The organism is Methylobacterium sp. J-078 (assembly GCF_022829285.1).
GTDB lineage: Bacteria > Pseudomonadota > Alphaproteobacteria > Rhizobiales > Beijerinckiaceae > Methylobacterium.
Genome location: NZ_JAKSYI010000132.1, coordinates 136,600 through 162,363, shown reverse-complemented (window position 1 = coordinate 162,363; position 25,764 = coordinate 136,600). Strand labels below are relative to the sequence as shown.

Below are 25,764 nucleotides of genomic sequence, written 5' to 3'. Positions count from 1 at the left end.
AATTCTGCAGGTTTTCGGCGCTCCCCCTTGACGGCCATGTTGCACCGCAACATAAACCACTTCGCCGCGTGTCGGACGGTCGGCGCGCCCTGGAGTGAATCGCAATGAACGGTCAGACCTTCGAGATCCCCGCCGAGATGCGCGTCCTCGCCGAGAAGAGCGTCGAGCAGGCCCGCACCGCCGTCGGCAGCTTCATCGGCACCGCCATCAAGACCGCCGAGCAGATGCAGTCCGCCTCGCACACGATGCAGGCGTCGATGCAGTCCGTGGTCACCAAGGGCCTCGACCAGGTCCAGGAAAACGCAGCCGCGACCTTCGACTTCGCGCAGAAGCTCGTGCGCACCCGCGACCCGCGCGAGGCGATGGAGCTGCACGCCGAGTTCCTGCGCAGCCAGATCGCCGCCCTTCAGGCCCAGGCCAAGGACCTCGGCGCCCTGACCCAGAAGACCCTGCAGCCCGCCGCCTGAGACGCCCGCGCGGGTCCGCCGCCGGCGCGGACCGGAGCGGGCCCTGGAACGCCCGGTTCCGGATCGGCATTGCTGCCCCGGAACCGAAGGAGACGACATCGATGGCGCAGCGGCGCAGAAGGCCATCCGAGGCTCGGAAACGACCCGGATCCTCATCCCAGATCGTGGGCAATCAGGAGGTTGGACCGATGAACGCGGACACCATGCAGGGAACCGGCGACCCGGGCGAGGCCCACCCGGACGCGCAGGCCGCCGAGGCGGTCACGCCGATCGCGTCCGCGGTCTCCGCTCCCGAGCCGGACCTGCACCAGACGCTCCTGGAAGGCGTGTCGGCCGAGGCGCTGGCGGCCGGCGAGGCCGAGGCGGGCGAGAGCCCGTCTTCCGAGCCGGAGGCGGAGGCCGCTCCCCCGGCCGAGGACCTGACGGTGGTCCCCGAAGAGGCGGCCGCCCCGGTTCCGGCCGCGACCGAGACCGTGGAGGCGACCCAGGCCGTCGCCGAGACCGTGGCGCAGGCCGTGCCCGAGACGATCGCGGCGGTGCCGGACGCCGTCGCGGCCACGGTTCCCGCAGCGGTCCCGGGCCTGCCCGACCTCCGGGCACTGATGGATTTCTCGAAAGCGCCCCGGATCGCCGCGGTGATGGGCGAGTTCGGGGAGGTCAACGCCACGGTGCTGAGCTACCTGCGCGGCGAGGGCGCCGCCGCCCTGGCGCATTGGCAGGCGCTCTCCGGCGCCCGCACGCCCGCCGACGCCCTGCGTCTCCAGGTGGACGAAATGCAGCGCGCGGCCGACGCCTCGCTGAACTGCTTCTCGGCGATCGCCCAGCGCGCGAGCCGGCTCACCGGGACGATCGGCCGGCCCTGAACGGCCGGCGCCCCTCGCGCCCGCCGCCCGGGGCGTCTAGATATCCCGGCATCCGCCGCGGCCCGCCCCCGATCCGGGGCGGGCCGCGACGCTCGAAGCCCCCGGGAGTCCCCATGCCGCGCTCGTCCCTTCTGCTCGTTCCGCTGCTGACCGCGACGCTTGCCGCCGCGCCCGCCTCGGCGCAGATGATGAAGTCGCCGGAGGCGTCACCCGAGAAGATCTCGCCGCCCGAGAAGGCGGCCCCGCAATCGAAGGGCCAGGTGCAGCTCTCCTTCGCCCCCGTGGTGAAGCGGGCCGCCCCCTCGGTGGTGAACGTCTACGCCTCCCACGTCGATGCCCGCGGCCAGAGCCGCAGCGCGATGGACGAGTTCATGCGCCGGTTCTTCGGCGAGAACGGCGCCGGGCGCGGACGCGGCGGGGCGCCGGGCGAGCGCGCCCAGAAGTCCCTCGGCTCCGGCGTGATCGTGGACGAATCCGGCCTCGTCATCACCAACAACCACGTCATCGAGAACATGAACGAGGTGCGCATCGCGCTCGCCGACCGGCGCGAGTTCGAGGCCACCATCGTGCTGCGCGATCCGCGCACCGACCTCGCGGTCGTCAAGATCAAGAGTCCGACCGGGGGCCTCGTGCCCATGGCGTTCGGGGATTCCGAATCCCTGGAGGTCGGCGACTTCGTGATGGCGATCGGCAACCCGTTCGGCGTCGGCCAGACCGTGACGCAGGGCATCGTCTCGGCGCTCGCCCGCACGCAGGTCGGCTCCTCCGACTACCAGTTCTTCATCCAGACGGATGCGGCGATCAATCCGGGCAATTCCGGCGGCGCCCTGGTGGACCTCCAGGGGCAGCTCGTCGGCATCAACTCGGCGATCTACTCGCAGTCGGGCGGCAGCCACGGCATCGGCTTCGCGATCCCCGTCAGCATGGTGCGCGCCGTGGTGGAGACCGCCAAGGGCGGGGCCACCTCGGTGCGCCGCCCCTGGCTCGGCGCCCGCGTCCAGAGCGTGACCCCCGACATCGCCGAGAGCATGGGCCTCGACCATCCCACCGGCGTCCTCGTGGCGAGCCTCCAGCCGAAGAGCCCGGCGGAGGAGGCCGGCCTGAAGCGGGGCGACCTCATCCTCACGGTCGACGGCAAGAGCGTCGACGACCCGGAGGCCTTCGGCTACCGCTTCGCCCTCAAGGGCCTCAGCGGCTCGACCAAGTTCGGCATCCTGCGGGGCACCGGCCGCTCCAACGTATCGGTGAAGCTCGGCCCCGCCCCCGAAACGCGCCCGCGCGACACCCTGAAGGTGCGCACCCGCTCGCCCTTCCTCGGCGCCACCCTGGTCAACACCTCGCCGGCCGTGGCGGAGGAGTTGCAGGCCGATTTCCCCGCCGAGGGCGTCGCGGTCTCAGGCGTGGACGAGGGCTCGATCGCGGCCCGGGCCGGCCTCCAGAAGGGCGACCTCATCGTGGCCATCAACGGCACGCCCATCGCCACCACCAAGGACCTGGAGCGCGTCACCCGCACCAGCCAGGCCATGTGGGAGGTCTCGATCAACCGGGGCGGCGAGGAGCTGACGTCGGTGTTCGGGGGCTGAGGTTCGAGGTCGCGATGCGCGCGTTTCACGGGTGCACAGCCGCAAGCGGACGGGGGAGAGGCTGAACTTCCGGGTTGCGGCCAGACCCGGCAGGCGTCTTTGATGCGCCGATGTCCGATCTCTTCGCCTCGGCCGGCCTCTCCGCCACCGCGCCCCGCCCCCTCGCCGATGCCCTGCGCCCGAAAACCCTCGCCGAGGTGGTCGGTCAGGAGCACCTGACCGGCCCGGACGGGGCCCTGACCCGCCTGCTCAACGCCCGCTCCTTCGGCTCGCTGGTGTTCTGGGGCCCGCCCGGCACCGGCAAGACCACCGTGGCGCGGCTATTGGCGCACGAGACCGACCTGCATTTCGAGCAGATCTCGGCGATCTTCTCCGGCATCGCCGAGTTGCGAAAGGTGTTCGACGCGGCGCGCGGGCGACGCAGCATGGGCCGGGGCACGCTGCTCTTCGTGGACGAGATCCACCGCTTCAACCGGGCCCAGCTCGATGCCTTCCTGCCCGTGATGGAGGACGGCACGGTGACGCTGGTGGGCGCCACCACCGAGAACCCGTCCTTCGAGCTCAACGCCGCGCTGCTGTCGCGCGCCCGCGTGCTGCTGTTCCGGGCCCTCGACGACGCGGCGATCGCCAAGCTGCTGGTCCGAGCGGAAGGCCTCACCGGCCAGCCGCTGCCCCTCGACGAAGAGGCGCGCGGGGTGCTCGTGCGCATGGCCGACGGCGACGGCCGCGCCGCGCTCACCCTGGCGGAAGAAGTCTGGCGCTCGGCCAAACACGAAGAAATCTTCGACGCGGAGGGGTTGCAGGCGATCATCCAGCGCCGGGCCCCGATCTACGACAAGTCCCAGGAGGGACACTACAACCTCATCAGCGCCCTGCATAAGACCGTGCGCGGCTCCGATCCGGATGCGGCGCTCTACTACCTCTGCCGGATGCTCGACGGGGGCGAGGACCGCCTGTTCATCGCCCGGCGCCTGGTCCGCATGGCGGTGGAGGATATCGGGCTGGCCGACCCGCAGGCCCTGGTGGTGGCCACCGCCGCCAAGGACGCCTTCGACTTCCTCGGCTCGCCCGAGGGGGAGCTGGCGCTGGCTCAGGTCACGGTCTACCTCGCCTGCGCGCCCAAATCGAACGCGGTCTACGAGGCCTATAAGGCCGCGACCCGGGTCGCCAAGGCGCATGGCTCGCTGCCGCCGCCCCGCACCATCCTCAACGGCTCGACCAAGCTGATGCGCAAGATCGGCTACGGCGAGGGCTACCGCTACGACCACGACGAGCCCGACGCCTTCTCGGGCCAGGATTACTGGCCGGAGAAACTCGGCCGCCAGCACTTCTACACCCCCACCGACCGGGGCATGGAGAGCCGCTACACCGACCGCCTCGCCCACTGGGAGCGCTTGCGCCAGCAGCGGCGGTCCGAGGAGGGCTGACCGTTGGACGTGCTCTGGAAGGGTCTCCTCGGCGGCCTCGTCACCGTGGCCATCGTGCTCGCCTCCCGGCGCGGCAACGTGCTGCCCGGCATCCTGCCGCTGGCCCCCACCTTCGCGATCATCGCGCTGCTGGCGGTGGGGGCGAAGGGCGATCCGGCGGGCTTCCGCGCGGCCTGCCTCGCGGGCGCCAGGACGATCCCGGCCTACCTGGTGTTCCTCGGGGCGGCCTATGCCCTCAGCGGCCTGATGGACTACCGGCTGGCGATCCTGGGCGCCACCGCCGCTTGGCTCGTGGCCGCCCTGGCGATCTTCCTCCTGCCCCAGTGGCTGTGAGCGGGCTCACCCTGGACAGCGCGCCGCCCCGCATGGAAGGCTCCGGCCACGACCCAGCCCTCTGAGGCGGGGACCCGCGACAGAAATTCCGCAGGAGAGACCCGGCCATGCAGGCCTACCAGACCCTCGCCGGCCGCTTCGCCCGGCTCGGCGCCCTCGGTGACGCCGCCGGCATCCTGTCCTGGGACCGGGAGACGCTGATGCCCGACGGCGCCGCCGATATGCGGGCCGAGCAGTTGGCACAGCTCGCCGTCATCGGCCACGAGATCCTGACGGCACCTGAGACCGGCGACCTGATCGCGCGCGCCCTCGACGAAGCCGCAACCCTCGGCGAATGGGAGCGGGCGAACCTGCGCGAGATGCGCCGGACCTACCTGCACGCTGCGGCTGTGCCGGCCGACCTCGTGGCGGCGAGCTCCCGGGCCGCGTCGCAATCCGGGATGATCTGGCGCGAGGCCCGGGCGCGATCCGACTTCGCGGTGCTGGCGCCGGCGCTGGCCGAGACCCTGCGCCTGGAACGGGAGGTCGGTGCCGCCAAGGGCGCTGCCTTCGGCCTCGACCCGTACGACGCGCTCCTCGACGGCTACGACCCGGGCATGCGCCGCGCGGCGATCGACCCGCTCTTCGAGACTCTGCGGACCGAGCTGCCGGATCTCATCGCGGCGGTGCGCGAGCGCCAGGCGGCCGAACCGGCGCCGCTGCCGCTGCCCGGGCCGTTCCCGGTGGCGGCCCAGAAGGCCCTGGGCGAGCGCCTGATGCGGGCCGTCGGCTTCGACGTCACCCGTGGGCGCCTCGACGTCAGCCTGCATCCGTTCTGCGGCGGCGCCACGGACGACGTGCGGATCACCACCCGCTACGACGAGGCCGACGCCTCCGGCGCCCTGATGGGCGTGCTGCACGAGACTGGCCACGCCCTCTACGAGCAGGGGCTGCCGCCGGCGTGGCGCCACCAGCCCGTGGGCGCGGCGCGCGGCATGACCCTGCACGAGAGCCAGTCGCTCCTCGTCGAGATGCAGGCCTGCCGCTCGGCCGAGTTCTGCGCCTACCTCGCGCCCGTTCTCGGCGAGACCTTCGGCGGGGCAGGCCCCGCCTGGGGGCCTGAGAACATGCACAGGCGCTACACGCGGGTGGAGCCGGGCTTCATCCGGGTGGATGCCGACGAGGTCACGTACCCGGCCCACATCCTGCTGCGCTACACCCTCGAGCGGGCGATGGTCGCGGGCGACCTCGCGGTGGCCGACCTGCCCGGCGCCTTCAACGACGGCCTGCGCGACCTCCTCGGCCTCACCGTGCCCGACGACCGGAGGGGCTGCCTGCAGGACATCCACTGGCCGGGCGGAAGCTTCGGCTACTTCCCGACCTATACCCTCGGGGCGATGGCGGCCGCGCAGCTCTTCCGCGCCGCCTGCGCCGCGGTGCCGGGCATCCCGGACGACCTCGCGGCGGGCGACTTCGCGGCCTTGCGCGGCTGGCTACGGACCCACGTGCATGCGCGCGCGAGCCTGCTGGAGACGGACGAGCTCCTGCGCGAAGCCACGGGCAAGCCCCTCGGGGCGGGCGATTTCCTGCGCCACCTGCGCGCACGGTATCTCGGCGAAGGCTGAGAGCCCGCGCGGCGAATCCGGGAGCCCGGCGCCCCAGCCCTGCGCCGGCGGGCGGGGCGGGCCGGCGATTTCGCGGGCCGGGACAGGTGGACCGCAGGCGGCACAGCCTGTAGGCCGACGGCCCCTCCCACCAGCGGACCTGTGTCCGGAGATCCCCATGGCGGCCTGCGGCCTCGATTTCGGCACGTCCAACACCACCCTCGGCCTCGTCACCGGACAGCGCCCGCAGCTCGTGCCCCTGGAGGACCGCCACCTCACGATCCCGAGCGCGATCTTCTTCCCGCCGGGCCGGGACGCCGTCATCGGCCGCGCCGCCATGGCCGAGTACGTGGAGGGCACGCCGGGGCGCCTGATGCGCAGCCTGAAATCCGTGCTCGGCTCGGCGCTCCTGGAGGAGACGACCCCGGTGGGACGCGAGCGCATCCGCTTCCGCGACGTGATCGCGCGCTACCTCGCTGCCGTGAAGGCACGCGCTGAGGCCGAGACCGGGCGATCCCTCGACACGGTGGTGCACGGCCGCCCGGTCCACTTCGTCGACGGCGACCCGGAGGGCGATGCCCGCGCCGAGGACGCCCTGCGGGACATCGCGGAGGGCATCGGCTTTCGCCACGTCTCGTTCCAGTTCGAGCCGATCGCCGCCGCCCTCGACTACGAGCAGCAGGTGCGGGCGGAGGAGATCGCGCTGATCGCCGACATCGGCGGCGGCACCTCGGACTTCTCCATCGTGCGCCTCGCCCCGGAGCGCCACGCCAAGGCGGAGCGCGGCGACGACATCCTGGCCAATGACGGCGTGCGCATCGGCGGCACCGATTTCGACCGCCGCCTCAGCCTCGGCACGGTGATGCCGCTCCTCGGGCTGGGCAGCGCCATGAACCGGGGCGACCTCGACGTGCCCACCGGCTACTTCCACGACCTCGCCACCTGGTCGAGCATCAACCGTCTCTACAATGGCAAGACCCTGCGGGAGATCGAGGAGGTGCGCCGCGATGCCAGGCGCCCCGACCTCCTCGCGCGCCTCACCACCGTGGTGGAGGCCGAGCGCGGCCACGCCCTCGCCATGGCGGTGGAGGGCGCCAAGATCGCGACCTCGGAGGAGGGGCGGGGCCGGATCGACCTCGACTGGGTCGAGGCGGGGCTTCACGCCGAGATCGACCGCCCGGGCCTGAAGGCCCAGACCGGCGAACTCGCCCGGCGCATCGCCGAGCGGATCGACCGCTGCCTCACGCAGGCGTCCCTGAGCGCCGACCGCATCGACGCCCTGTTCCTCACCGGGGGCTCCACCGGCCTGCCGCATGTGCGGGCCGCCCTGACGGCCTGCCTGCCCCGGGCCCGCGTCGTCGACGGCGACACCTTCGGCTCGGTCGGCACGGGTCTGACCATCGAGGCGGCCCGCCGCGCCGCCTGAGGGCGGACGGCCGCACCCACGCGGGGATACCCTTGTCCCGCAGGCGCTTTGTCGCGGGGCCGCCGGGTGGTACGAGCAGGCCATGACCACACGACCACCATCACGCGGCGGCGCCGGGCGCAGGGGCGCAGGGCCGAGCCGCAGCGGCACGCCGGGCAAATCCGGGGGCCCGGGCCGGCCCGCCGCCCAGGGCAAGTTTTCGGGAAAGCCCGGGCGTCCGGGCAAACCCGGGGCCTTCAAGCGTCCCGACCGCGAGCGCACGGGCCCGCGCACCAGCGCCCTCGACGCCGCCCAGCGCGCCGCCGAGAACCGGGGCGAGGCGGGCAAGCCCGCGCCCTGGCGCCCGGGTCAGCAGCCTCGCGACCGGGAGGAGGGGGAGCACGAGGCCTTCGAGGCCGTGACCGAGGCCGCTCCCCGGGCCCCGCGCACCCGGGCGCCGCGTCCGGATGCCGCCGAGGCGCGCCCGCGGCGCACCGATTCCGATGCCCGTGCGGCTGCCCCCGCCGTGGAGGCGCCCACCCGGCGCGAGCAGCGCGCGGCTGCCTCCGCCACCCTGGCCTCCGGCGTGCAGACCCTCACGGTGGAGGAGGACGAGGCCGGGATGCGGATCGACCGCTTCCTCACCACGCGCTTTCCCCAGCTGCCCTTCACCCGCGTCCAGAGCATCGTGCGCAAGGGTGAGCTCCGTGTCGACGGCAAGCGCGCCAAGCCCAACGACCGGCTGGAGCCGGGCATGAGCGTGCGCGTGCCGCCCCTCAAGCTCGACGCCCAGGGCGAGCGCCCGCGCTCGGCCGCGAAGGACGCCACCGACGCCGACTTCATCCGCTCGCTGATCCTCTACGAGGATGCCGAGATGATGATCCTGAACAAGCCCTTCGGCCTTGCGGTGCAGGGCGGCTCCGGCACCGTGCGGCACGTGGACGGCCTCCTCGAGGCGCTCACCGGCAAGGACGGCCAGAAGCCGCGCCTCGTCCACCGCCTCGACAAGGACACCGCCGGCTGCCTCATCGTGGCCAAGACGCGCCTCGCCGCCGCGACGCTGGCCAAGAGCTTCCGCTCGCGCTCCGCCCGCAAGGTCTACTGGGCGCTCACCGCCGGGGTGCCGCGCGTGCCCCAGGGGCGCATCTCGACCTACCTCGCCAAGGAGGAGCCCACCGACGCCGACGCGCGCATGCGGGTGGCCCAGCACGGCGACGAGGGCGCCTCGCATGCCCTGACCTACTACGCCATGGTGGACAACGCCGCCCAGAAGCTGTCCTGGCTGTCGCTGAAGCCGGTCACGGGACGCACGCACCAACTGCGCGCGCACGCCGCCCATATCGGGCACCCCATCGTGGGCGACCCGAAATACTTCAGCATCGAGAACTGGGAGTTGCCCGGCGGCATCCAGAACCGCCTGCACCTGCTCGCGCGCCGGATCGTGATCCCCCACCCCAAAACCGGCCGGCCGGTGGACGTCACGGCCCCGCTTCCGCCGCATATGGCGCAGAGCTGGAACCTGCTCGGGTTCGACGCCGCGCGCTACGACCCCATCGTCGAGGCACCCGAAGCCTAGGCGACTTGGCAAGTTGCGATTTGGCAAGTTGCGACTCGGCATGTTGTGACTTGGCAAGCGCCCGTCATGCCTTATCCTTCAGGACATCGTCCGGTCGGCTCCGTGCCGCCGGCCAAGGACCGTCGCGCCACGATGCATCGAGACACGATCCTGAAGCCCGCTTCCGTGCTGGGCCTCGCGCTCCTCGTCCTGACGCTGCCGGCGGGGAGCCTCGGCACCCCGGTGCTGGCGCAGACGGCACCCCAGGCCCGGCCGCAGGTCCAGCCGAGCCCGGGAGCCGCACAGCCCCAGGGGCAAGGACAGGGGCAGGGGCAGCAGCAAGGGCAGCCTGGACAGGCCCAGGCACCCCGCACCGCAGCCCCGGCCGCCGGCACCGGAGGCGGGCGCGGCGCGGCGCAGGTCGGGCGCAACCGCCGTCCGTCCTACGCGGCCTGCAACCGCGTCTCGCACGCGCGCGGCCTGCGCGGGGGCGCCCGGCGCCGGTTCCTCGTGCGCTGCAAGCTCGGCTACGACCGGCCGCGCACCGGCCAGCCCCAGGCCGCGCCCACGCGCCAACAATGAGACGCGCCAACGCGCCAATCATGAGGCGCGCCCACGCGCCAACCATGAGCGGCGCCGAACCGTCAGCCATCGGGGGGACACCCCGGAGCCGGGGCCCGCAGCCGTGAAGCTCATCGTCTTCGACGTCGACGGCACCCTCGTGGACAGCCAGCACCTCATCGTGGCGGCGCAGGGCATGGCGTTCGCCGAGCACGGCCTTACGGCGCCGAGCCGGACGGAATCGCTCTCCGTGGTCGGGCTCTCCCTGCCCCAGGCGTTCCGGCGCCTCGTCGGCGAGGAGGGTCCAATCGAGGGGCTGTCGGAGAGCTACAAGCGCGCCTTCAACATCCTGCGCCTCGACCCGAACTACGAGGAGCCGCTGTTTCCCGGCATGGGCGAACTCGTCGCGCACCTGCATGCCCGCGACGACGTGCGGCTCGGCATCGCCACCGGCAAGGCCCGGCGGGGCGTCGACCGCCTCATCGAAAGCCATGGCTGGGAAGGCTGGTTCACCACCACGCAGAGCGCCGACGACGCGCCCTCGAAGCCGGACCCGGCGATGCTGGTCCAGGCCATGGCGGAAGCCGGCGCCGAGCCCGGCGCCACGGTGATGATCGGCGACACGACCTACGATATGGCGATGGCGGTGAGCGCGGGCGTCGCCGCCATCGGCGTGGCCTGGGGCTACCACCCGGTGGGGGCCCTCTTCGGGGCCGGCGCCTCCATCGTGGTCGACAGCGCGGCGGATCTTGGGGCGCTGTTTCCCGGCCCCACCTGCGATCCCGCCTGAACCCGCACCGACGCTCGCAGCCGCTGCGCGGATGCCCTATCTGACCCGCATGAGCGACGATCCGACACCCGCCGACCCGCAGACACCCGACTGGCTCGGCGGCTCCGACGGCCCTCCGCCCGACCCGACCCGTTCGGCGCGCGGCCCGGCCAAGCCGGCGCTGCCGAAGCGATTCTACGAGGCGGCCGGCCTCGCGCCCCACGGAGAGGGCTTTCGCCTGACCCTCGACGGTCGCCCTGCCAACACCCCGGCCCGCAACCCGCTCGCCCTGCCGACGCGGGCCCTGGCCGAGGCCGTGGCCGCCGAATGGGCCGCGCAGGTCGCGGTCATCGATCCCGCCACGATGCCGCTCACGCGGCTCGCCAACACCGCCATCGACGGGGTGGCCCCCCGCCGCGATGCGGTGGTGGACGACCTCTCGGCCTATGCGGGCACGGATCTCCTCGCCTACCGGGCCGGCGAGCCGGACCGCCTCGTGCGGGCTCAAGGTGAGGCCTGGGACCCCGTCCTCGACTGGGCGCACGCGGCGCTGGGTGCCCGCTTCATCCTGGGCGAGGGGGTGATGCACGTCACCCAGCCGGACACCACCGTGGCGGCCCTGCGCCGGGGGATCGAGGAAACCGAAGGTCCCTTCCGGCTGGCCGCCCTGCACACCCTGACGACGCTCACGGGATCGCTCGTCCTCGCCCTCGCGGTGCTGCGCGATCATCTGAGCCCGGCCGAGGCCTGGGCGGCGGCCCACGTGGACGAGACCTACCAGGCCAGCGTCTGGGGCAGCGACGCGGAGGCGGAAGCCCGCCACGCCCTGCGGCAGGCCGAGTTCGAGGCCGCGGCGCGACTGGCACAGTTGAGTCGTTAAATCGATTTTCGCCGAATGCGCCGCGTGCTAAGGCCGTTTCAAATCGCCACCGCCAAGGTTCGTGCGGGCGCGCCGTCATCTCTCCAATCAGGGCCCTACGCATGAAGGACATTCTCGAGAAGCTGGAAGAGCGGCGCGCCCAGGCCCGCCTCGGCGGCGGCGAGAACCGGGTCGTCGCCCAGCACAAGCGCGGCAAGCTGACGGCGCGCGAGCGCATCGAACTCCTCCTCGACAACGGGTCGTTCGAGGAATTCGACATGTTCGTGCAGCACCGCTCCACCGATTTCGGCATGGAGAAGCAGAAGATCCCCGGCGACGGCGTCGTCACTGGCTGGGGCACCATCAACGGCCGCACCGTCTTCCTGTTCTCGAAGGACTTCACGGTGTTCGGCGGCTCGCTCTCGGAGTCGCACGCGGCCAAGATCGTCAAGGTCCAGGATATGGCGCTCAAGATGCGCGCGCCCATCATCGGCATCTTCGATGCCGGCGGCGCCCGCATCCAGGAGGGCGTCGCGGCGCTCGGCGGCTACGGCGAGGTCTTCCGCCGAAACGTCGCCGCCTCCGGCGTCATCCCGCAGATCTCGGTGATCATGGGCCCCTGCGCCGGCGGTGACGTCTACTCGCCGGCCATGACCGACTTCATCTTCATGGTGCGCGACACGAGCTACATGTTCGTCACCGGCCCCGACGTGGTGAAGACGGTGACCAACGAGGTCGTGACGGCGGAGGAGCTGGGTGGGGCCAAGATCCACACCACCAAATCCTCCATCGCCGACGGCTCCTTCGAGAACGACGTCGAGGCGCTGCTGCAGATCCGCCGCCTCGTGGACTTCCTGCCCGCCAACAACATCGACGGCGTGCCCGACATCGAGAGCTTCGACGATCCGTTGCGCCTCGACATGAGCCTCGACACGCTCATCCCCGACAATCCGAACAAGCCCTACGACATGGGCGAGCTGATCCGCCGCGTCGCCGACGAGGGCGACTTCTTCGAGATCCAGGGCGCTTACGCCCGCAACATCATCACGGGCTTCGGCCGCATTGAGGGCCGCACCGTGGGGTTCGTGGCCAACCAGCCCATGGTGCTGGCGGGCGTGCTCGATTCGGATGCCTCCCGCAAGGCGGCCCGCTTCGTGCGCTACTGCGACGCGTTCTCGATCCCGATCGTCACCTTCGTCGACGTGCCCGGCTTCCTGCCCGGCACCGCGCAGGAATACGGCGGCCTGATCAAGCACGGCGCCAAGCTGCTCTTCGCCTACAGCCAGGCCACCGTGCCGCTGGTGACCATCATAACCCGCAAGGCCTTCGGCGGCGCCTACGACGTGATGGCCTCCAAGCATGTCGGCGCCGACCTCAACTACGCCTGGCCCACCGCCCAGATCGCCGTGATGGGCGCCAAGGGCGCCGTCGAGATCATCTTCCGCAGTGAGATCGGCGACACCGACAAGATCGCGGCGCGGACCTCCGAGTACGAGGACCGCTTCCTCTCGCCGTTCGTGGCGGCCGAGCGGGGCTACATCGACGAGGTGATCATGCCCCACTCCACCCGCAAACGCATCGCCCGGGCGCTCGGCATGCTGCGCACCAAGGAGATGGAGCAGCCCTGGAAGAAGCACGACAACATCCCGCTCTGACGATCCGGCGGGCGGCGCGCGCCGCCCCTCAGGCCGGTTCGAGGATCGGAGGCGCGATGGAGGGCAGGTCGCGGCGCCGCTTCAGGCCGATCGAGGACATCCGCCAGTCCGGCCGGCCGCCGAGGACGAACGCACCCGACGAGCCGCTGCACCGGACCTCCACCGTTCGGGGGAGGGCGGCCGGGTCGACGGGCAGGCGGAACAGGAAGCCAATAACCTCAGGCCCCGTGCGCGAACCCCGAATGGTGAGCCGCCGGGCTTTCGCAAGGCCGGCTCCGGACGCCCCGGGGAAGCGTCCGCCCGCGCCGATTGCATGCTGCGCTTCCGCCGAACCGTGGCATGATCCGTCTCCCGATCACGGGAGGAGACAGACCATGGCGAGCGAACAGAAGCGCGGCACCCGCGAGGCCAAGAAGCCCAAGAAGACCGTGCCGAAGACCAACGCCTCGGCCCCCTCCACCAAGGGCACGGTGGTGGCGGCTCCGAAGGCCGGCAAGAAGTAGGGGCTCGGGCGGGGGCGTCGCGGCGGCCCCCCGCCGGCCGGCCCGCTGGCTGGACGTTGCGAAGCGCGAAGAATCTCGGGTGGGAAACGATCTCAGGCGCGCAGGATCTTGGCCCGCTCCACGGTCTTGCCAGCGGTCTCCGCGTCGCCCCCGAGTTCGAGCAGGACGATCTCGGGCGGCACGCCGAGCCGCACCGGGATGCGGCTCACGCCGAAGCCGCCGGAGACGATCATGTGCTGGCCCTTGCGCACCACGTGGCCGTAGGCGAAGTCGTTGCCCCGCACGGACGGGATCACCGGCGAGTAGCCGAACAGGCGGACCTGGCCCCCATGGGTGTGTCCGGCCAGCGTCAGCGAGACCCGCTCCGGCACATCAAGGAACAGGTCGGGCTCGTGGATCATCAGGAGCACGGGCGCCGCGTCCGTCACCTTGGCGAGGGTGTCCGGAAGGTCGTCGCGGCCGATGTCGATGCCCTGGATCAGGAAGGGGATCTGGTCGCCCACCCCGGCGATCCAGAACGGCTTGCCGTCCTTCACGAGGCGCAGGGCGTCGTTCTCCATCACCGGGATGCCCACATCCTCCAGGGCGCGGCGCGCCGCGACGGGACCGGCCAGACGCATCTGGGCCTCGTGGTCGTCCCACCAGTCGTGGTTGCCCAAGATGGAGTACACACCCAGCGGCGCCTTGAGGGATGCCACCACCCGGGCAAATGCCGTCAGCGGCACCTTGCGATGGGTCACGCTCGGACCGGCCGGGTAGTCGCCCAGCATCAGGATGAGGTCCGGCTTCAGGGCGTTGGTGGCGTCGACGATCTCGGCGATCCGGTCCAGGGGCATGTACGGCTCGCCCACGTGGAAATCGGCCAGCACGGCCACGCGCAGGGACAGGCCCGGGGTCCAGTGCGGCAGGACGGGCGCGTAGCGCGTCACCACGAGGCGGTAGAGCGGCTCGATCCCGAAGGCGTAGGCGCCCGTGCCCCCGATGACGGCGGCCGTCGCCCCGAGCCCCGTCAGGAACTGCCGGCGGCTCGGCAGGATGAGCATGGTCTGGGTCCTCGATCGCGCGTCGCGCGCGGCGCCTTCCTTCCCGTCAATGGTGACGAAATCGAGGAGGGCGCCCCGTGCCGAGGCCATCGATAGGCCCGAGGCGTTGAGGAAGGGATACCGGGATCGCCGAAATCCCGCCCCGGTCGCCGTCGGCTCAGGTGAGGGGCGTGTCCTCGTGCTCGAAGCGCGCGTCGCGCGTGCCGCTCAGGAGCGAGGTCCGGGCCGATTTCCGGGAGGCGGTGACGACCCGCACGGCAGCCGCGAGGGCCGGCAGGGCGACGGGCCGAAGCACCGCGTCGGGTTGCCCGGAAATGATCGTGGACGGCTTCGACCGTTGATCGCGACGCGATGAGTGTTCACGGGGGTACATGACACGATTGTCCTGTTGCGCTCGCCACGTCACGGCGGGTCTTCTTGCCCAATTCATGATCATGCACGTCTCACGGGCACCGATCGGTTCCACCCGGACGCTCCTCCTGCGGCACGTCGACCATAAAGCCGGCGCCAACATGAACGAAAGCTTAAAATTCTCCCGATCCGTCGATTGAGATGCACGGACAAGAACTTGTCGGAACTGTGAAGTACGTAAGACGCTTGGGCGTTGCACTGCACGAAACATGATGCAGCGCGAAGCTCATCTTCGCGCTGCGGGCGACGTCGCTCAACGTTGGGCGGGCGCGGCCTGCAGGCCCTGCTCGGCGATCCAGGCCTGGGTCCGATCGAGGGCGCGGGCGAGCCGGTCGAACAGGGTGTCGATCTCGGACGGCGCGATGACGAGGGGCGGGCAGATCGCGACGCGGTCGCCGGCGAGGAAGCGCACGATCAGCCCCTCGGCCTGCGCGAAGGCGACGACCCGGGCCGCGACGCCGGCCTTCGGCTCGTACTGGCGCCGGGAGGCCTTGTCCGCCACGAGTTCGATGCCGCCGATGAGCCCAATCCCGCGCGCCTCCCCCACGAGGGGGTGGTCGGCGAGCGCGGAAAGGCGCGCCTGGAACTGCGGCGCCTTCTCGGCGACACCCTCGACGATACGGTCGCGCTTGTAGATCGCGATGGTCTTGAGGGCGACGGCGCAGGCCACGGGATGCCCCGAATAGGTGGTGCCGTGGCCGAAGGTGCCGAGCTTGGCGCTCTGCTGCACCATGAGGCGATAGAGCGGCTCGTCCACCGAGACGCCGCCCAGCGGCAGGTAGCCGGAGGTCAGCGCCTTGGCGAAGGACAGGCTGTCGGGCGCCATGCCCATCGCCTCGGAGCCGAACCAGGTGCCCAGCCGCCCGAAGCCGCAGATCACTTCGTCGGCGATGAAGCGCACGTCGTGCCGGTCGAGCACGGCCTGGATCTTGGCGTAATAGCCCGCCGGCGGCAGGATGGCGCCGCCCGCACCCAGCACGGGCTCGGCCACGAAGGCCGCGACGGTGTCGGGGCCTTCGCGCAGGATCAGCGCCTCCAGCTCGGCGGCGAGCCGGGTGGTGAAGGCGTCCTCGCTCTCGCCGGCTTCAGCGAAGCGGTAATGGTGCGGGCAGCCGACATGCAGGAAGCCCGGCAGGGGCAGGTCCCAGTCGGCGTGGTTGGCGGGCAGGCCCGTCATCGAGGCCGTGGCCACGGTGACGCCGTGATAGCCCTTGATGTGCGAGAGGATCTTCTTCTTGCGCGGCCGGCCGAGCGCGTTGTTCATGTACCAGGTCAGCTTGACCTGGGTGTCGTTGGCCTCCGAGCCCGAGGAGGTGAAGAAGATCTTCGAGGTCGGAACCGGCATCAGCTCCTTCAGGGTCTCGGCGAGCTCGATCGCCGGGTCGTGGCTGCGCCCCGAGAACAGGTGCGTGAAGGGCAGGCGCGCCATCTGCTCGCTGGCCGCCTCCACCAGTTCCTCGTTGGAATAGCCGAGCGCCGTGCACCACAGGCCCGCCATGCCCTCGAGATAGGGCCGGCCGTCGCTGTCGTAGACCCAGACCCCGTGGCCGCGCTCGATCACCAGTGGTCCGGTCTCGCGGAAGGTCTCCAGGTTGGTGTAGGGATGGATCAGGGTTTCGACGTCGCGGGCGGCGAGGTTCGAGAGCATATTTTTGCCTGACGGTTGACCGATGGCCGACATGGGTGCCCGACTGTAGCGAGGGGCGCCCCCCGTAGAAACCCGCGTTTCCTCCGCGCGACGTCGCAACCCGACTTGAAGGCCATCGGACCCGAAACCATGCTCGACCTCGCCACCATCGTGGCCCACCCGGCCCCGGGCCGCGCCTGCGGAACCTGCACGCTCTGCTGCAAGGTCTACGACGTGCCGGCGGTGGATTCCGTCGCCGGACAATGGTGCCGGCACACCAGGCAGGGCCGGGGCTGCGCCATCCACGCGACCCGGCCCGACCATTGCCGCGCCTTCCACTGCCTCTGGATGACGGAGGCCTGGCTCGGGCCGGACTGGAAGCCCGAGCGCGCCAAGATGGTGCTGAGCCTCGACCCGGTCTCGCGCCACATGAACGTGCAGGTCGATCCGGGCCAGCCCAATGCCTGGCGGCGCGAGCCCTATTACGGCCAGCTGAAGCGCTGGGCGGTCTCGTCCCTGGCGCAGGGACGCCACGTCCTCGTCCACCTCAACAAGGCGACCACCGTGGTTCTGCCGGACCGCGACGTGGCCCTCGGGGTATTCGAGCCCGGCGACCGCATGGTCGCGCGCGAGCGCATGACGCCGCAGGGCGTCGTCATCGAGGTCGAGAAGGTGCGGGATGCCGCCTGAGCCCCTGGGTGAGACGATCCGCGGCATCCTGTTCGACAAGGACGGCACCCTCGTCGACTTCGATCGCACCTGGGGGCCGGCGGCGTATTCGGTGATGTCCGACCTCTCGGGCGGCGACCGGGGCCGCCTGGAGGCCCTGATGCGGGTCAGCCACTACGACGAGGCCGGGCGGCTTTTCGCGCCGACCTCGCCCCTCATCGCTGGGTCCTCGGCCGGCTACGGCCCGCTCTGGGCCGAGGTGCTGGGCCGCCCCGCCGGCCCGGCCCTCTACGCGGAGATGGACGCGCTGTTCCGGGCGGCGGGCCTCGCCGCACTGACGCCGATCGGGGGCCCGGCCGAGCTCGCCACCCGCCTCGTCGCCGGGGGCTACGCCCTCGGCATCGCCACCAACGACGCCGAGGCCTCGGCCCGGGCCCAATGCGCGGCCCTCGGCCTGATGGGACAGTGTAGCTTCGTCGCTGGCTACGATTCCGGGCACGGCGCCAAGCCGGAGCCCGGCATGGTCACGGCCTTCGCGGCGCATCTCGGGCTGCCCGCCGGCCGGATCGCCATGGTGGGGGATTCGCCCTACGACCTCGCCGCCGCGCGGGCCGCGGGTGCCGTCTCGATCGCGGTGCTCAGCGGTCCCCTCGGGCCGGCGGCGCGCGACGCGATGGCGCCCCTGGCCGACCACATCCTCGACTCGGCGGCGGACCTGCCGGCCCTGCTCGGGCTCTAGACGCCGTCTTCCGCGAGGGGCTGCTCGCGCGCCAGATCGCGCCACTTCAGGACGAGGCGCTCGAAATCCGCGATGTCCCCGTCCGGCAATTGTCCGAGGGTGCGGGCCACGTAGGCCTTCTGCGCCGCGATCCCGCGGGTCGCGAGGTCCGCGCCGGCCGGCGTGAGGTGGAGGGCGTGCGAGCGCCGGTCCCCCGGAATCGGCCGGCGCTCCACAAGGCCGGCCTCGACGAGGCGATCGATCAGCCCGGAGACGTTGCCCTTGGTGACGTAGAGCCGGGCCGCGAGGTCCTGCTGCGTCATGCCCTCGCGCTCGGTGAGGGTGGAGAGCGCGTCGAATTGCGGGATCGAGAGCCCGAGCCCGCGCAGTTCCCCCGCCATCGCGGCGGTGACGCGGCGGTTGAGGCGGATGAAGCGGAACCAGACCCGCAGCGGATCGGCGGCCTCGGCGGGGATCTGGGCGGGCGCGGGAGCGGGCATGTCGGCGCCCGCTATAGCAGACCGGCCCGGCCCGCCGAAAGCGGCGCGAACGGCGACGGGCGGGACAGGGCGGGTGGCGCGGGACGTCACGGACCGGTAAAGCTTGCCGGGACCGGCCTTCCAGGCTCGGCCCCGTGGATCGTCCGGACAGCGAATCTCACCCCAGCATGCGTCGTCTGCCCTACGAGGATCCCGTCACCCGCGCCGGCCCGGTCTCGCGGACCCTCGCGGTGCTGGCCCTGCTCGTCACCCTGTTCGCCCTGGTGCTGGTGCGCGATCCGCGCGCCGAGGCGGGCCCCGCCCTGGCGACCCTCGGCGCCGGCCTCGTGCTGGCGGGGGTGGCGGTGTTCCTCGCTCTCGTGGCCTTCGTGCGCGTCTGGCGCGAGGGCGCGCGCGGCCTCGGCGCGGCCCTGGCGGGGCTGTTCCTGGCCAGCCTCGTCCTGGCCTATCCGGCCTTCGCGGCCCTGCGGGGCCTGGCACTGCCGGCGATCGCGGACGTGACCACCGACGTCGACAACCCGCCCGCCTTCTCGCGCTCGCGGGTGGCCTTCGCGGCCCGCGAGGGGCGCTACCCGCCCGATCCCGGTTCGGCCGCGCGCGCCGCCCAGCGCGCGGCCTATCCGCAGATCGCGCCCCTGACCCTCGATCTCGACGCCGACGAGGCGTTCGAACTCGCCCGCAAGGCGGCGGTGAACCGGCGCTGGCAGATCGTGGAGGCGATCCGCCCCGGCGGGCGCATCGGCAACGGGCGCATCGAGGCGGTCTCGCGCGGGCCCATCCTGAACCTCGCCGACGACGTCACGGTGCGCGTCCACCCCAGGGCGGACGGGGCCCGCATCGATGTCCGCTCGGCCTCCCGCCTCGGCACCCGCGACTTCGGCAACAACGCCGACCGCATCCGGGCCTATCTCGACGAGGTCGCCAACCTGGCCATCGCGGTGAAGTGAACCGGAATCAGGCGGGCGCGTAGCGCCCCTCGATCCGGGGCGGCCCGTCGCTGACGACCACGCCGCGCGCGACGAGATCCTCCAGGTGGGCGAGGACCGACAGGGCGGCAGCCCCCCGCAGGCCGGGTGCCAGCCCCTGGTAGATGGCCCCCACGATGGCCGGGATGTCGCGGTCGCCCGCCTCGATTCGGGCGCGGATCGAGGCCTCGCGCTGTCGGCGGTGGGCGGCGAGCCCGCGCACGAAGCGGCGCGGATCGCGCACCGGGCCGCCATGGCCGGGCCAGTAGGTCGTCTCCGCGCGGGTGCGCAGGCGCTCGAGGGAATCCATGTAGGCGCTCATCGCGCCGTCGGGCGGGGCGACGATGCTCGTCGACCAGGCCATGACGTGGTCGCCCGAGAACAGCACCGCCTCCTCGGGCAGGGCGAAGGCGAGGTGGTTCATGGTGTGGCCCGGCGTCGCGACGGCCTCCAGGGTCCAGCCCGCGCCCGTCACGGTGTCGCCGTCGCCCAGTTCCCGGTCGGGCCGGTAGGTGCGGTCCGCGCTGGCGTCGAGATGCGCGACCTCGCCCTCCGCCAGGGCCCGCGCCGCCCGGTGCGGCCCGCAGCCGAGGATCGGGGCGCCGGTCCGCGCCTGGAGCAGGCGCGCGCCGGGCGAATGGTCCCGGTGGGTGTGGGTCACCAGGATGGCGACGAGGCGGCGCCCAGCGCAGGCAGCCTCCAAGGCCGCCACGTGCCCCGCATCCTCCGGCCCCGGATCGATGACCGCGACCTCGTGCGCGCCGACGATGTAGCTGCAGGTGCCGCTCGCCGTGAAGGGGCCGCCGTTGGGGGCGACCCGGCGCCGGACCAGGGGTGAGAGCTGGACGGTCTCGCCGCTGGCGGGGAGGACCGCCTCGAAGGCCGGTTTGTCCTGCGGGCCGGGTTCGTCCTGGGATTCGCGCATGCCGGATTCCGGGCTCGAAGGCGGGTCAGCCTGTCGCCCTAGAGGATCGCCGCGCCCCCGACAACGCGGGACGCGCCTCAGTAGACGAAGGGCGAGGCCATCACGACCCGGGGACCGGCCGGGGCGCGCGCCGGGGCGAAGGCCGGCTCGACCTCGATCGGCGGCGCCGACTGGAAGCCGGCGCCGGATGCCAGGCGGATGCGCGAGGCCCGGTCGGCGCGGCGCATCGCGTTGCGGAAGGCCCGGGCATCGGCCTCGCGGCGGATCACGTCGACCTTGGCGTCGATCGTCCGCCGCGCCCGCCGCGACAGGCCCCGGGCCTCGCGGAAATCCACCATCGTGAAGCCGCCGGCCCGGGTCGGTGTCACGATGCCGGCGGAGGTGGCGGTGGCGACCACGTCGCCGGCCCGCAGGGTACGGTCCTGCTCGAGGGGCAGCGGGATCGCGGCGCGCCCCTCCGGCTGGCACGCGCACTGGGCCACGCGCTTGGTGCGGTAGAGGTTGGCCACCGCGAGGCTGCGGTAGGGCTGGCCGTCGAGGCCGACCGCCCGGTCCATCTCGGTCTCCTGCGCGCCCAGGGTGAAGAGGCGGGTCGGGGCGTTCGGGCAGGCGGCCGCGCAGGCGGCCTCGTGCACCGGCAGGTCGGTGCGCGCCGCGAGCCGGCCGACGGGGAAGAGGTAGCCGTCGCAGGCGCGCACGCAGACGGTGCGGGCTCCGAGGACGGCATCGCCGAAGCCCGCCACCGCCACCGGCGTCTCGGGCACCCGGGCGCGGGCGTGCCGGAGGGGCCGCAGGAGCCGGACCTGCTCCCGCACCCGCGGGGTCTGGCGCACCACCCGCGCCGCCGTCACCCGGCGGGCATCGGGCAGGGATGCGTAAAGGGCCGGGCGCCGCCGCAGCGGCGCCGCCACGGGCTCCGGGGCGGGCCCGCGGAAGATCGATTCGAAGAAGTCGAACAGGCCCCCACGCTCGGAGGCCTGCACGAGGCCGGTGCCGGCCGTGACGCCGCCGAGGCCGAGCAGGAGGCCCGCCAGGGCCGTCACCGCCATCTGCTTGCGCGTGCCCGCGGGTGCCAGACGCTGCCAATCCATTCCGAGCGCTCCCCCTCGAAGGCGTCGGCGATCAGCTACACAGCATCCCCGCCCGAGGGCAATGGCGTCAGACCACCGAGGCGTGGCTTTCCGGCGCACGATCCTGCCGGCGCACGATCCTGCGAAGGTTTCGTCAACCGATGACGGGTCATGGTCCGGGCGAAATCATCACCCGGCAGCCGATGCCCGTCCCCATCTTGCGAGAAACCTTGCAGAGACACCGCCTCCTGCGCAGACGCATGACCCGGCTGGTTCCCTCGGCCGCCTGGCTGGTGCTGTTCAACGCCCTGGTGGCGGCCGCCCTCTGCGGCGTGTGCGCGGTCATGCTTCTCGAGATGCGCCGGGAGATCGACGAGCGCGCCAAGGTCACGGCGAGCAGCCTCGTGACCCTGATGGCGCGCGACATCGCCCGCAACGTCGAGCTCTACGATCTCTCCCTGCGGGGCATCGTGGACGGCATGAAGGAGCAGCGGGTTCGCGAGGCGGACCCGGAATTGCGCCACATGATCCTGTTCGACCGGGCCGCGACGGCCACGAATTTCGGTCTGATCGCCCTGCTGGATTCCGCGGGGAGCCCAATCCTGACCTCACGCCCGATGGCGCCGTTCACCGCGCAGGATCGGGAGTACTTCCAGCATCACCTGCGCGACCCGAGCCCGGACCTCCTCATCGGCAAGCCGATCCTGTCCCGGAGTTCCGGGCGCTGGGGCCTGCCCCTGAGCCGCCGGCTCTCGCATCCGGACGGCGGCTTCGCGGGCGTGGTGGTGGGCGTGATCTTCCTCGACCACTTCGCGCAATTGTTCGCGACCGCCGGCCTCCAGGCCGGAGATGCCATCAGCCTGCTCGCCCGGGACGGGACGGTGCTGCTGCGGGAGCCCGGGGTGGGCGTCGGGACCAACGTCGCGCAATCGCCGAGCTTCCTGACCATGCGCGCATCCCGCGAGGGCCTGTTCGACGGCACGGCCATGATCGGCCAGGACCAGCGGCGCTTCGCCTTCGCGCAGGTCGGCGACGCGCCCCTGATCGTCAGCCTGTCGGTCCCCCTGCGAACGATCTACGCCGCATGGTGGCGCAAGGCGATCACCCTGGGTGGCATCGTCCTGACCCTGTGCGGCGCCACTCTGGTCCTCACGGCCCTGCTCCGGCGGGAACTCATCCAGCGCCGGAAGGCCGAGGAGGCCACCGCCCGCCTCAACGACGAATTGCGCCAGCTCGCCATCACCGATCCCCTGACCGGCCTCAACAACCGGCGCCGGTTCGACGAGGTGCTGGCGCGCGACCTGCGCCGGGCCCAGCGCACGGGGCATCCCCTGGCGCTGATCCTCCTCGATGCCGACGCCTTCAAGGCCTTCAACGACCGCTACGGCCACCAGCACGGCGACACGGCCCTGCGGATGATCGCCGAGGCCCTGGTCGGGGCGGCCGGCCGGCCCGGCGCGACCCTGTGCCGGATCGGCGGCGAGGAATTCGCCGCGATCCTGCCCGAGACCACGCGGATCGAGGCCGAAGCGGCGGCGCGGCGCATCCGGGTCGCCGTCGCCGCCGGCACCCTGCCGCACGCGGCGAGTCCCCACGGCGTGGTCACCGTGAGTCTCGGGGTCGCGTGCCTGTCACCCAACACGGGCTCGGCGCAGAGCCTCGTCGCCGCCGCCGACGCGGCCCTCTACGAGGCCAAGGGCGAGGGTCGCAACACCCACGTGATGGCGCCACCGGCCCCGCTGTCGGGTCCGCGCGCCGCCTGAGACCGACGGTTGAAGGCCACCGTCCATACGCGCCAAAATAGAGCAACGCGGGCCACACCTCGATAGGTTGCATGTTCATTCGCCGCAGCGGGTCTAGCCGCCGATGCCCGCACCCGCACGAAGCGGACGCCCGGCTAATCCCGCCGATAATCAGGAACTATACTGCAGCAAATCTTATGAATTGCGCGTGGTTCGCCGTGCTTATCCACCCGACGCAATTTCCCGGACCGAATTTCAGTCCGACGCGACAGATTAATCTTATCGATATTTGATTCAGCCCTACTCACGTGTATGTGATGAAGATATCGATGCGATTTATACTTACCAAACCGCCGATCTTCAACAATTCTTAACCAATCGAGCGCTTCACTCGCATCCATGATCGAAGCTTCGGAATGGCGGCCGAGGCTGGGATAGCGGGGACGGAACGTTCGGCCCGGCCGAACGGCTTCGAGACGGAGGGAGCCTGACGTGACCGATTCGTCGCCGGAGCCGAAACGTTCGCGAGACGCGCCGAACGAAGCAACAGCGTAGCCCTTACAACCCGAGCCTTGAAGTTCACCTCGCCTCGACGGCAGATGTGGCTCTTCCGCGCTCAAGCAACTCGCACCAAATTCATCTGGACACGAGCTTGAACGCTTCAGAGCGTTCTTCGTATCCCGTGCGGTCGTGCGCCGCGACAACTCGACGATCCTTCGAACCGATCAGCTCCGGTCGCATCCGGCATGCGCGAGCCAGGAATCCAGACCATGACGTTCTTCAATCGCGGGGCATCGGCGAAGCTCCAGGCCCTGGACCGTTCGCAGGCCGTCATCGAGTTCAAGCCCGACGGAACCATCGTCACCGCGAACCAGAACTTCCTGGCGACGGTGGGCTACGGCCTCGACGAGATCCGGGGGCGGCACCACAGCCTCTTCGTCGATCCCGCCGAGCGCGAGAGCGCGGCCTATCGGGCCTTCTGGACCGGGCTGGCCAAGGGAGAGTTCCAGAGCGCCGAATACCGGCGCCTCGGCAAGAACGGGCGCGAGATCTGGCTCCGGGCGAGCTACAACCCGATCCTGGGCCCGGACGGGCGCGCCATCGCGGTGGTCAAGTTCGCCACCGACATCACCGCCGAGAAGCTGCGCAGCGCCGACACTCTAAGCCAGATGGAGGCGATCGACCGTTCGCAGGGGGTGATCGAGTTCTCCCTCGACGGGACGATCCTGAAGGCCAACGGCAATTTCCTGAGCCTGGTCGGCTACAGTCTCGACGAGGTGACGGGCGAGCACCACCGCATGTTCGTGGCCCCGCAGGACCGGGACTCGGCGACCTACCGCACGTTCTGGGAAACCCTGGGCCGCGGCAGCTTCCAGGCCGGCGAGTTCCGCCGCGTCGGACGGGACGGCCGCGAGATCTGGCTCCAGGCGAGCTACAATCCGATCTTCGATCCGTCGGGCCGTTTGATCAAGGTCGTCAAGTTCGCCACCGACATCACCGCCGAGAAGGTCCGCAGCGCCGAGATGCAGGGGCAGGTCGAGGCGATCGGTCGCTCGCAGGGCGTGATCCACTTCGATCTCGACGGGGTCGTCCTCGACGCCAACACCAACTTTCTCGACGTCCTCGGCTACGGGCTCGGCCAGATCCGGGGGCAGCACCACCGGATATTCGTGGACCCGGCCTACGCGGCCTCGCCCGCCTACCGCGAATTCTGGGCCGCGCTTGGCCGGGGCGAGTTCCAGTCCGGCATCTTCCAGCGCGTCGGGCAGGGCGGCCGGGACATCTGGATCCAGGCCTCCTACAACCCGATTTTCGACCTCGCCGGCCGCCCGTTCAAGGTGGTGAAGTTCGCCACCGACATCACCGCGCGGATGCGTTCGCAGATCGATGCGGCGCGCGCCTCCGGGCAGACCCTGACCAACGTCCAGACCGTCGCCTCGGCGGCCGAGGAGCTGAACGCCTCGATCAGCGAGATCGCCAGCAACCTCGCGCGGTCCCGCCAGGAGGTCGACGACATGGACGGCCGCGCCAAGACCGCCGACCACGCGACGGGCCAGCTCGCGGACGCGGCGAACTCGATGAACGGCATCGTCCAACTGATCCAGGGCGTCGGCGGGCAGATCAACCTCCTGGCGCTGAATGCCACCATCGAGGCGGCCCGGGCGGGCGAGGCCGGGCGCGGCTTCGCGGTGGTCGCCGGCGAGGTGAAGAACCTCTCCAACCAGGTGACCAGCGCCACCGCCCGCATCGCCGAGGATATCAAGGCGATGCAGGCGATCTCCGGCGACGTGGTCGGGGCGCTGACCGCTATCGGCCAGTCCATCGACGCGGTCCGGGGCTTCGTGACGGGCGTCGCCTCGGCGGTCGAGGAACAGAGCGCGGTGACCCGCGAGATCTCCATGAGCATGCAGACCGCCGCGAACGGGGTCGCGGCCATCGACCAGAACCTGCAGTCGCTGGCCTCCTGACGGGGCCGGACTGCCGACGCCTTAGCCTGTTGCTCTTAGTATAGCCTCTGCTATAACGCCTCG

Annotated in this window: 24 protein-coding genes; 18 read left to right on the top strand and 6 right to left on the bottom strand. The window is 71.5% G+C overall.

Going from position 1 to position 25,764, the window contains the following annotated elements; genetic code table 11:
• Positions 1-104 precede the first annotated feature (104 nt).
• From MKK58_RS23400 to MKK58_RS26910, 13 genes are all read left to right on the top strand, one after another.
• Positions 105-467, top strand: coding sequence for a phasin (locus MKK58_RS23400; RefSeq protein ID WP_243915344.1), 363 nt, complete (start codon positions 105-107; stop codon positions 465-467).
• Between the two features lie 188 nt (positions 468-655).
• Positions 656-1,330, top strand: a complete 675-nt coding sequence (locus tag MKK58_RS23395; protein ID WP_243915342.1) for a phasin family protein — start codon at positions 656-658, stop codon at positions 1,328-1,330.
• Positions 1,331-1,443: 113 nt separating this feature from the next.
• Positions 1,444-2,913 carry a Do family serine endopeptidase gene (locus tag MKK58_RS23390; RefSeq protein ID WP_243915334.1) on the top strand — a complete coding sequence of 490 codons (1,470 nt, stop codon included), beginning with the start codon at positions 1,444-1,446 and terminating at the stop codon, positions 2,911-2,913.
• 110 nt (positions 2,914-3,023) lie between these two features.
• A complete protein-coding gene (locus MKK58_RS23385; protein ID WP_243915324.1) occupies positions 3,024-4,340 on the top strand; it encodes a replication-associated recombination protein A in 1,317 nt (438 codons plus the stop codon).
• Between the two features lie 9 nt (positions 4,341-4,349).
• Complete coding sequence (locus tag MKK58_RS23380) at positions 4,350-4,673, top strand: GlpM family protein (RefSeq protein WP_243915493.1); 324 nt, start codon at positions 4,350-4,352, stop codon at positions 4,671-4,673.
• 107 nt (positions 4,674-4,780) lie between these two features.
• Positions 4,781-6,277: a carboxypeptidase M32 gene (locus MKK58_RS23375; protein ID WP_243915323.1), complete on the top strand. Its 1,497-nt coding sequence runs from the start codon at positions 4,781-4,783 to the stop codon at positions 6,275-6,277.
• 157 nt (positions 6,278-6,434) lie between these two features.
• Positions 6,435-7,682 carry an Hsp70 family protein gene (locus MKK58_RS23370; protein WP_243915320.1) on the top strand — a complete coding sequence of 416 codons (1,248 nt, stop codon included), beginning with the start codon at positions 6,435-6,437 and terminating at the stop codon, positions 7,680-7,682.
• A gap of 82 nt (positions 7,683-7,764) precedes the next feature.
• Complete coding sequence (locus MKK58_RS23365) at positions 7,765-9,237, top strand: RluA family pseudouridine synthase (RefSeq protein WP_243915318.1); 1,473 nt, start codon at positions 7,765-7,767, stop codon at positions 9,235-9,237.
• A gap of 132 nt (positions 9,238-9,369) precedes the next feature.
• Positions 9,370-9,798, top strand: a complete 429-nt coding sequence (locus tag MKK58_RS23360) for a serine/threonine protein kinase (RefSeq protein WP_243915317.1) — start codon at positions 9,370-9,372, stop codon at positions 9,796-9,798.
• Between the two features lie 103 nt (positions 9,799-9,901).
• Positions 9,902-10,567, top strand: a complete 666-nt coding sequence (locus MKK58_RS23355) for an HAD-IA family hydrolase (RefSeq protein WP_243915316.1) — start codon at positions 9,902-9,904, stop codon at positions 10,565-10,567.
• 31 nt (positions 10,568-10,598) lie between these two features.
• A complete protein-coding gene (locus tag MKK58_RS23350; protein WP_243915312.1) occupies positions 10,599-11,426 on the top strand; it encodes an ATP12 family chaperone protein in 828 nt (275 codons plus the stop codon).
• A gap of 101 nt (positions 11,427-11,527) precedes the next feature.
• Positions 11,528-13,060, top strand: coding sequence for an acyl-CoA carboxylase subunit beta (locus MKK58_RS23345; RefSeq protein ID WP_243915311.1), 1,533 nt, complete (start codon positions 11,528-11,530; stop codon positions 13,058-13,060).
• A gap of 374 nt (positions 13,061-13,434) precedes the next feature.
• A complete protein-coding gene (locus MKK58_RS26910; protein ID WP_279578522.1) occupies positions 13,435-13,563 on the top strand; it encodes a hypothetical protein in 129 nt (42 codons plus the stop codon).
• A 92-nt stretch (positions 13,564-13,655) separates the two neighbouring features.
• Here the strand turns inward: MKK58_RS26910 and MKK58_RS23340 are convergent, their stop codons facing one another.
• The 3 genes from MKK58_RS23340 to MKK58_RS23330 all read right to left on the bottom strand — a co-directional run bounded on the left by MKK58_RS23340 (position 13,656) and on the right by MKK58_RS23330 (position 16,665).
• Positions 13,656-14,606, bottom strand: a complete 951-nt coding sequence (locus MKK58_RS23340) for a metallophosphoesterase (protein WP_243915308.1) — start codon at positions 14,604-14,606, stop codon at positions 13,656-13,658.
• Between the two features lie 157 nt (positions 14,607-14,763).
• A complete protein-coding gene (locus tag MKK58_RS23335; protein ID WP_243915306.1) occupies positions 14,764-14,901 on the bottom strand; it encodes a hypothetical protein in 138 nt (45 codons plus the stop codon).
• Between the two features lie 369 nt (positions 14,902-15,270).
• Complete coding sequence (locus tag MKK58_RS23330) at positions 15,271-16,665, bottom strand: aminotransferase (RefSeq protein ID WP_243915304.1); 1,395 nt, start codon at positions 16,663-16,665, stop codon at positions 15,271-15,273.
• A 129-nt stretch (positions 16,666-16,794) separates the two neighbouring features.
• Between MKK58_RS23330 and MKK58_RS23325 the strand changes: the two genes are divergently transcribed.
• Together MKK58_RS23325 and MKK58_RS23320 are read left to right on the top strand one after the other, a co-directional pair.
• Positions 16,795-17,334: a hypothetical protein gene (locus MKK58_RS23325; protein WP_243915302.1), complete on the top strand. Its 540-nt coding sequence runs from the start codon at positions 16,795-16,797 to the stop codon at positions 17,332-17,334.
• Positions 17,324-18,052 (top strand): HAD family hydrolase, encoded by a 729-nt coding sequence (locus MKK58_RS23320; protein ID WP_243915301.1) that lies wholly within the window; start codon positions 17,324-17,326, stop codon positions 18,050-18,052. The genes MKK58_RS23325 and MKK58_RS23320 overlap by 11 nt, the downstream gene beginning before the upstream one ends.
• Here MKK58_RS23320 and MKK58_RS23315 read toward each other — a convergent pair.
• Entirely contained in the window at positions 18,049-18,531 is a 483-nt protein-coding gene (locus MKK58_RS23315) for a MarR family winged helix-turn-helix transcriptional regulator (protein WP_243915299.1), read from the bottom strand. The two genes, MKK58_RS23320 and MKK58_RS23315, sit on opposite strands and share 4 nt — an antisense overlap.
• Positions 18,532-18,698: 167 nt before the next feature.
• Here MKK58_RS23315 and MKK58_RS23310 point away from each other — a divergent pair, with 167 nt between their 5' ends.
• On the top strand, positions 18,699-19,478 hold the full coding sequence (locus MKK58_RS23310; protein ID WP_243915298.1) for a DUF1499 domain-containing protein: 780 nt from the start codon (positions 18,699-18,701) through the stop codon (positions 19,476-19,478).
• 7 nt (positions 19,479-19,485) lie between these two features.
• On the opposite strand, the gene MKK58_RS23305 is transcribed toward MKK58_RS23310, so the two are convergent.
• Both MKK58_RS23305 and MKK58_RS23300 read right to left on the bottom strand, forming a co-directional pair.
• Positions 19,486-20,421 (bottom strand): MBL fold metallo-hydrolase, encoded by a 936-nt coding sequence (locus MKK58_RS23305; protein ID WP_243915297.1) that lies wholly within the window; start codon positions 20,419-20,421, stop codon positions 19,486-19,488.
• A 77-nt stretch (positions 20,422-20,498) separates the two neighbouring features.
• Positions 20,499-21,512 carry a DUF2865 domain-containing protein gene (locus MKK58_RS23300; protein WP_243915296.1) on the bottom strand — a complete coding sequence of 338 codons (1,014 nt, stop codon included), beginning with the start codon at positions 21,510-21,512 and terminating at the stop codon, positions 20,499-20,501.
• 239 nt (positions 21,513-21,751) lie between these two features.
• On the opposite strand from MKK58_RS23300, the gene MKK58_RS23295 reads away from it, so the two are divergent.
• The gene (locus MKK58_RS23295) at positions 21,752-23,254 is read left to right on the top strand and encodes a sensor domain-containing diguanylate cyclase (RefSeq protein ID WP_243915295.1); all 1,503 of its coding nucleotides are present in this window, start codon (positions 21,752-21,754) and stop codon (positions 23,252-23,254) included.
• Positions 23,255-24,003: 749 nt separating this feature from the next.
• Positions 24,004-25,701: a PAS domain S-box protein gene (locus MKK58_RS23290; RefSeq protein ID WP_243915293.1), complete on the top strand. Its 1,698-nt coding sequence runs from the start codon at positions 24,004-24,006 to the stop codon at positions 25,699-25,701.
• Positions 25,702-25,764: the final 63 nt, after the last annotated feature.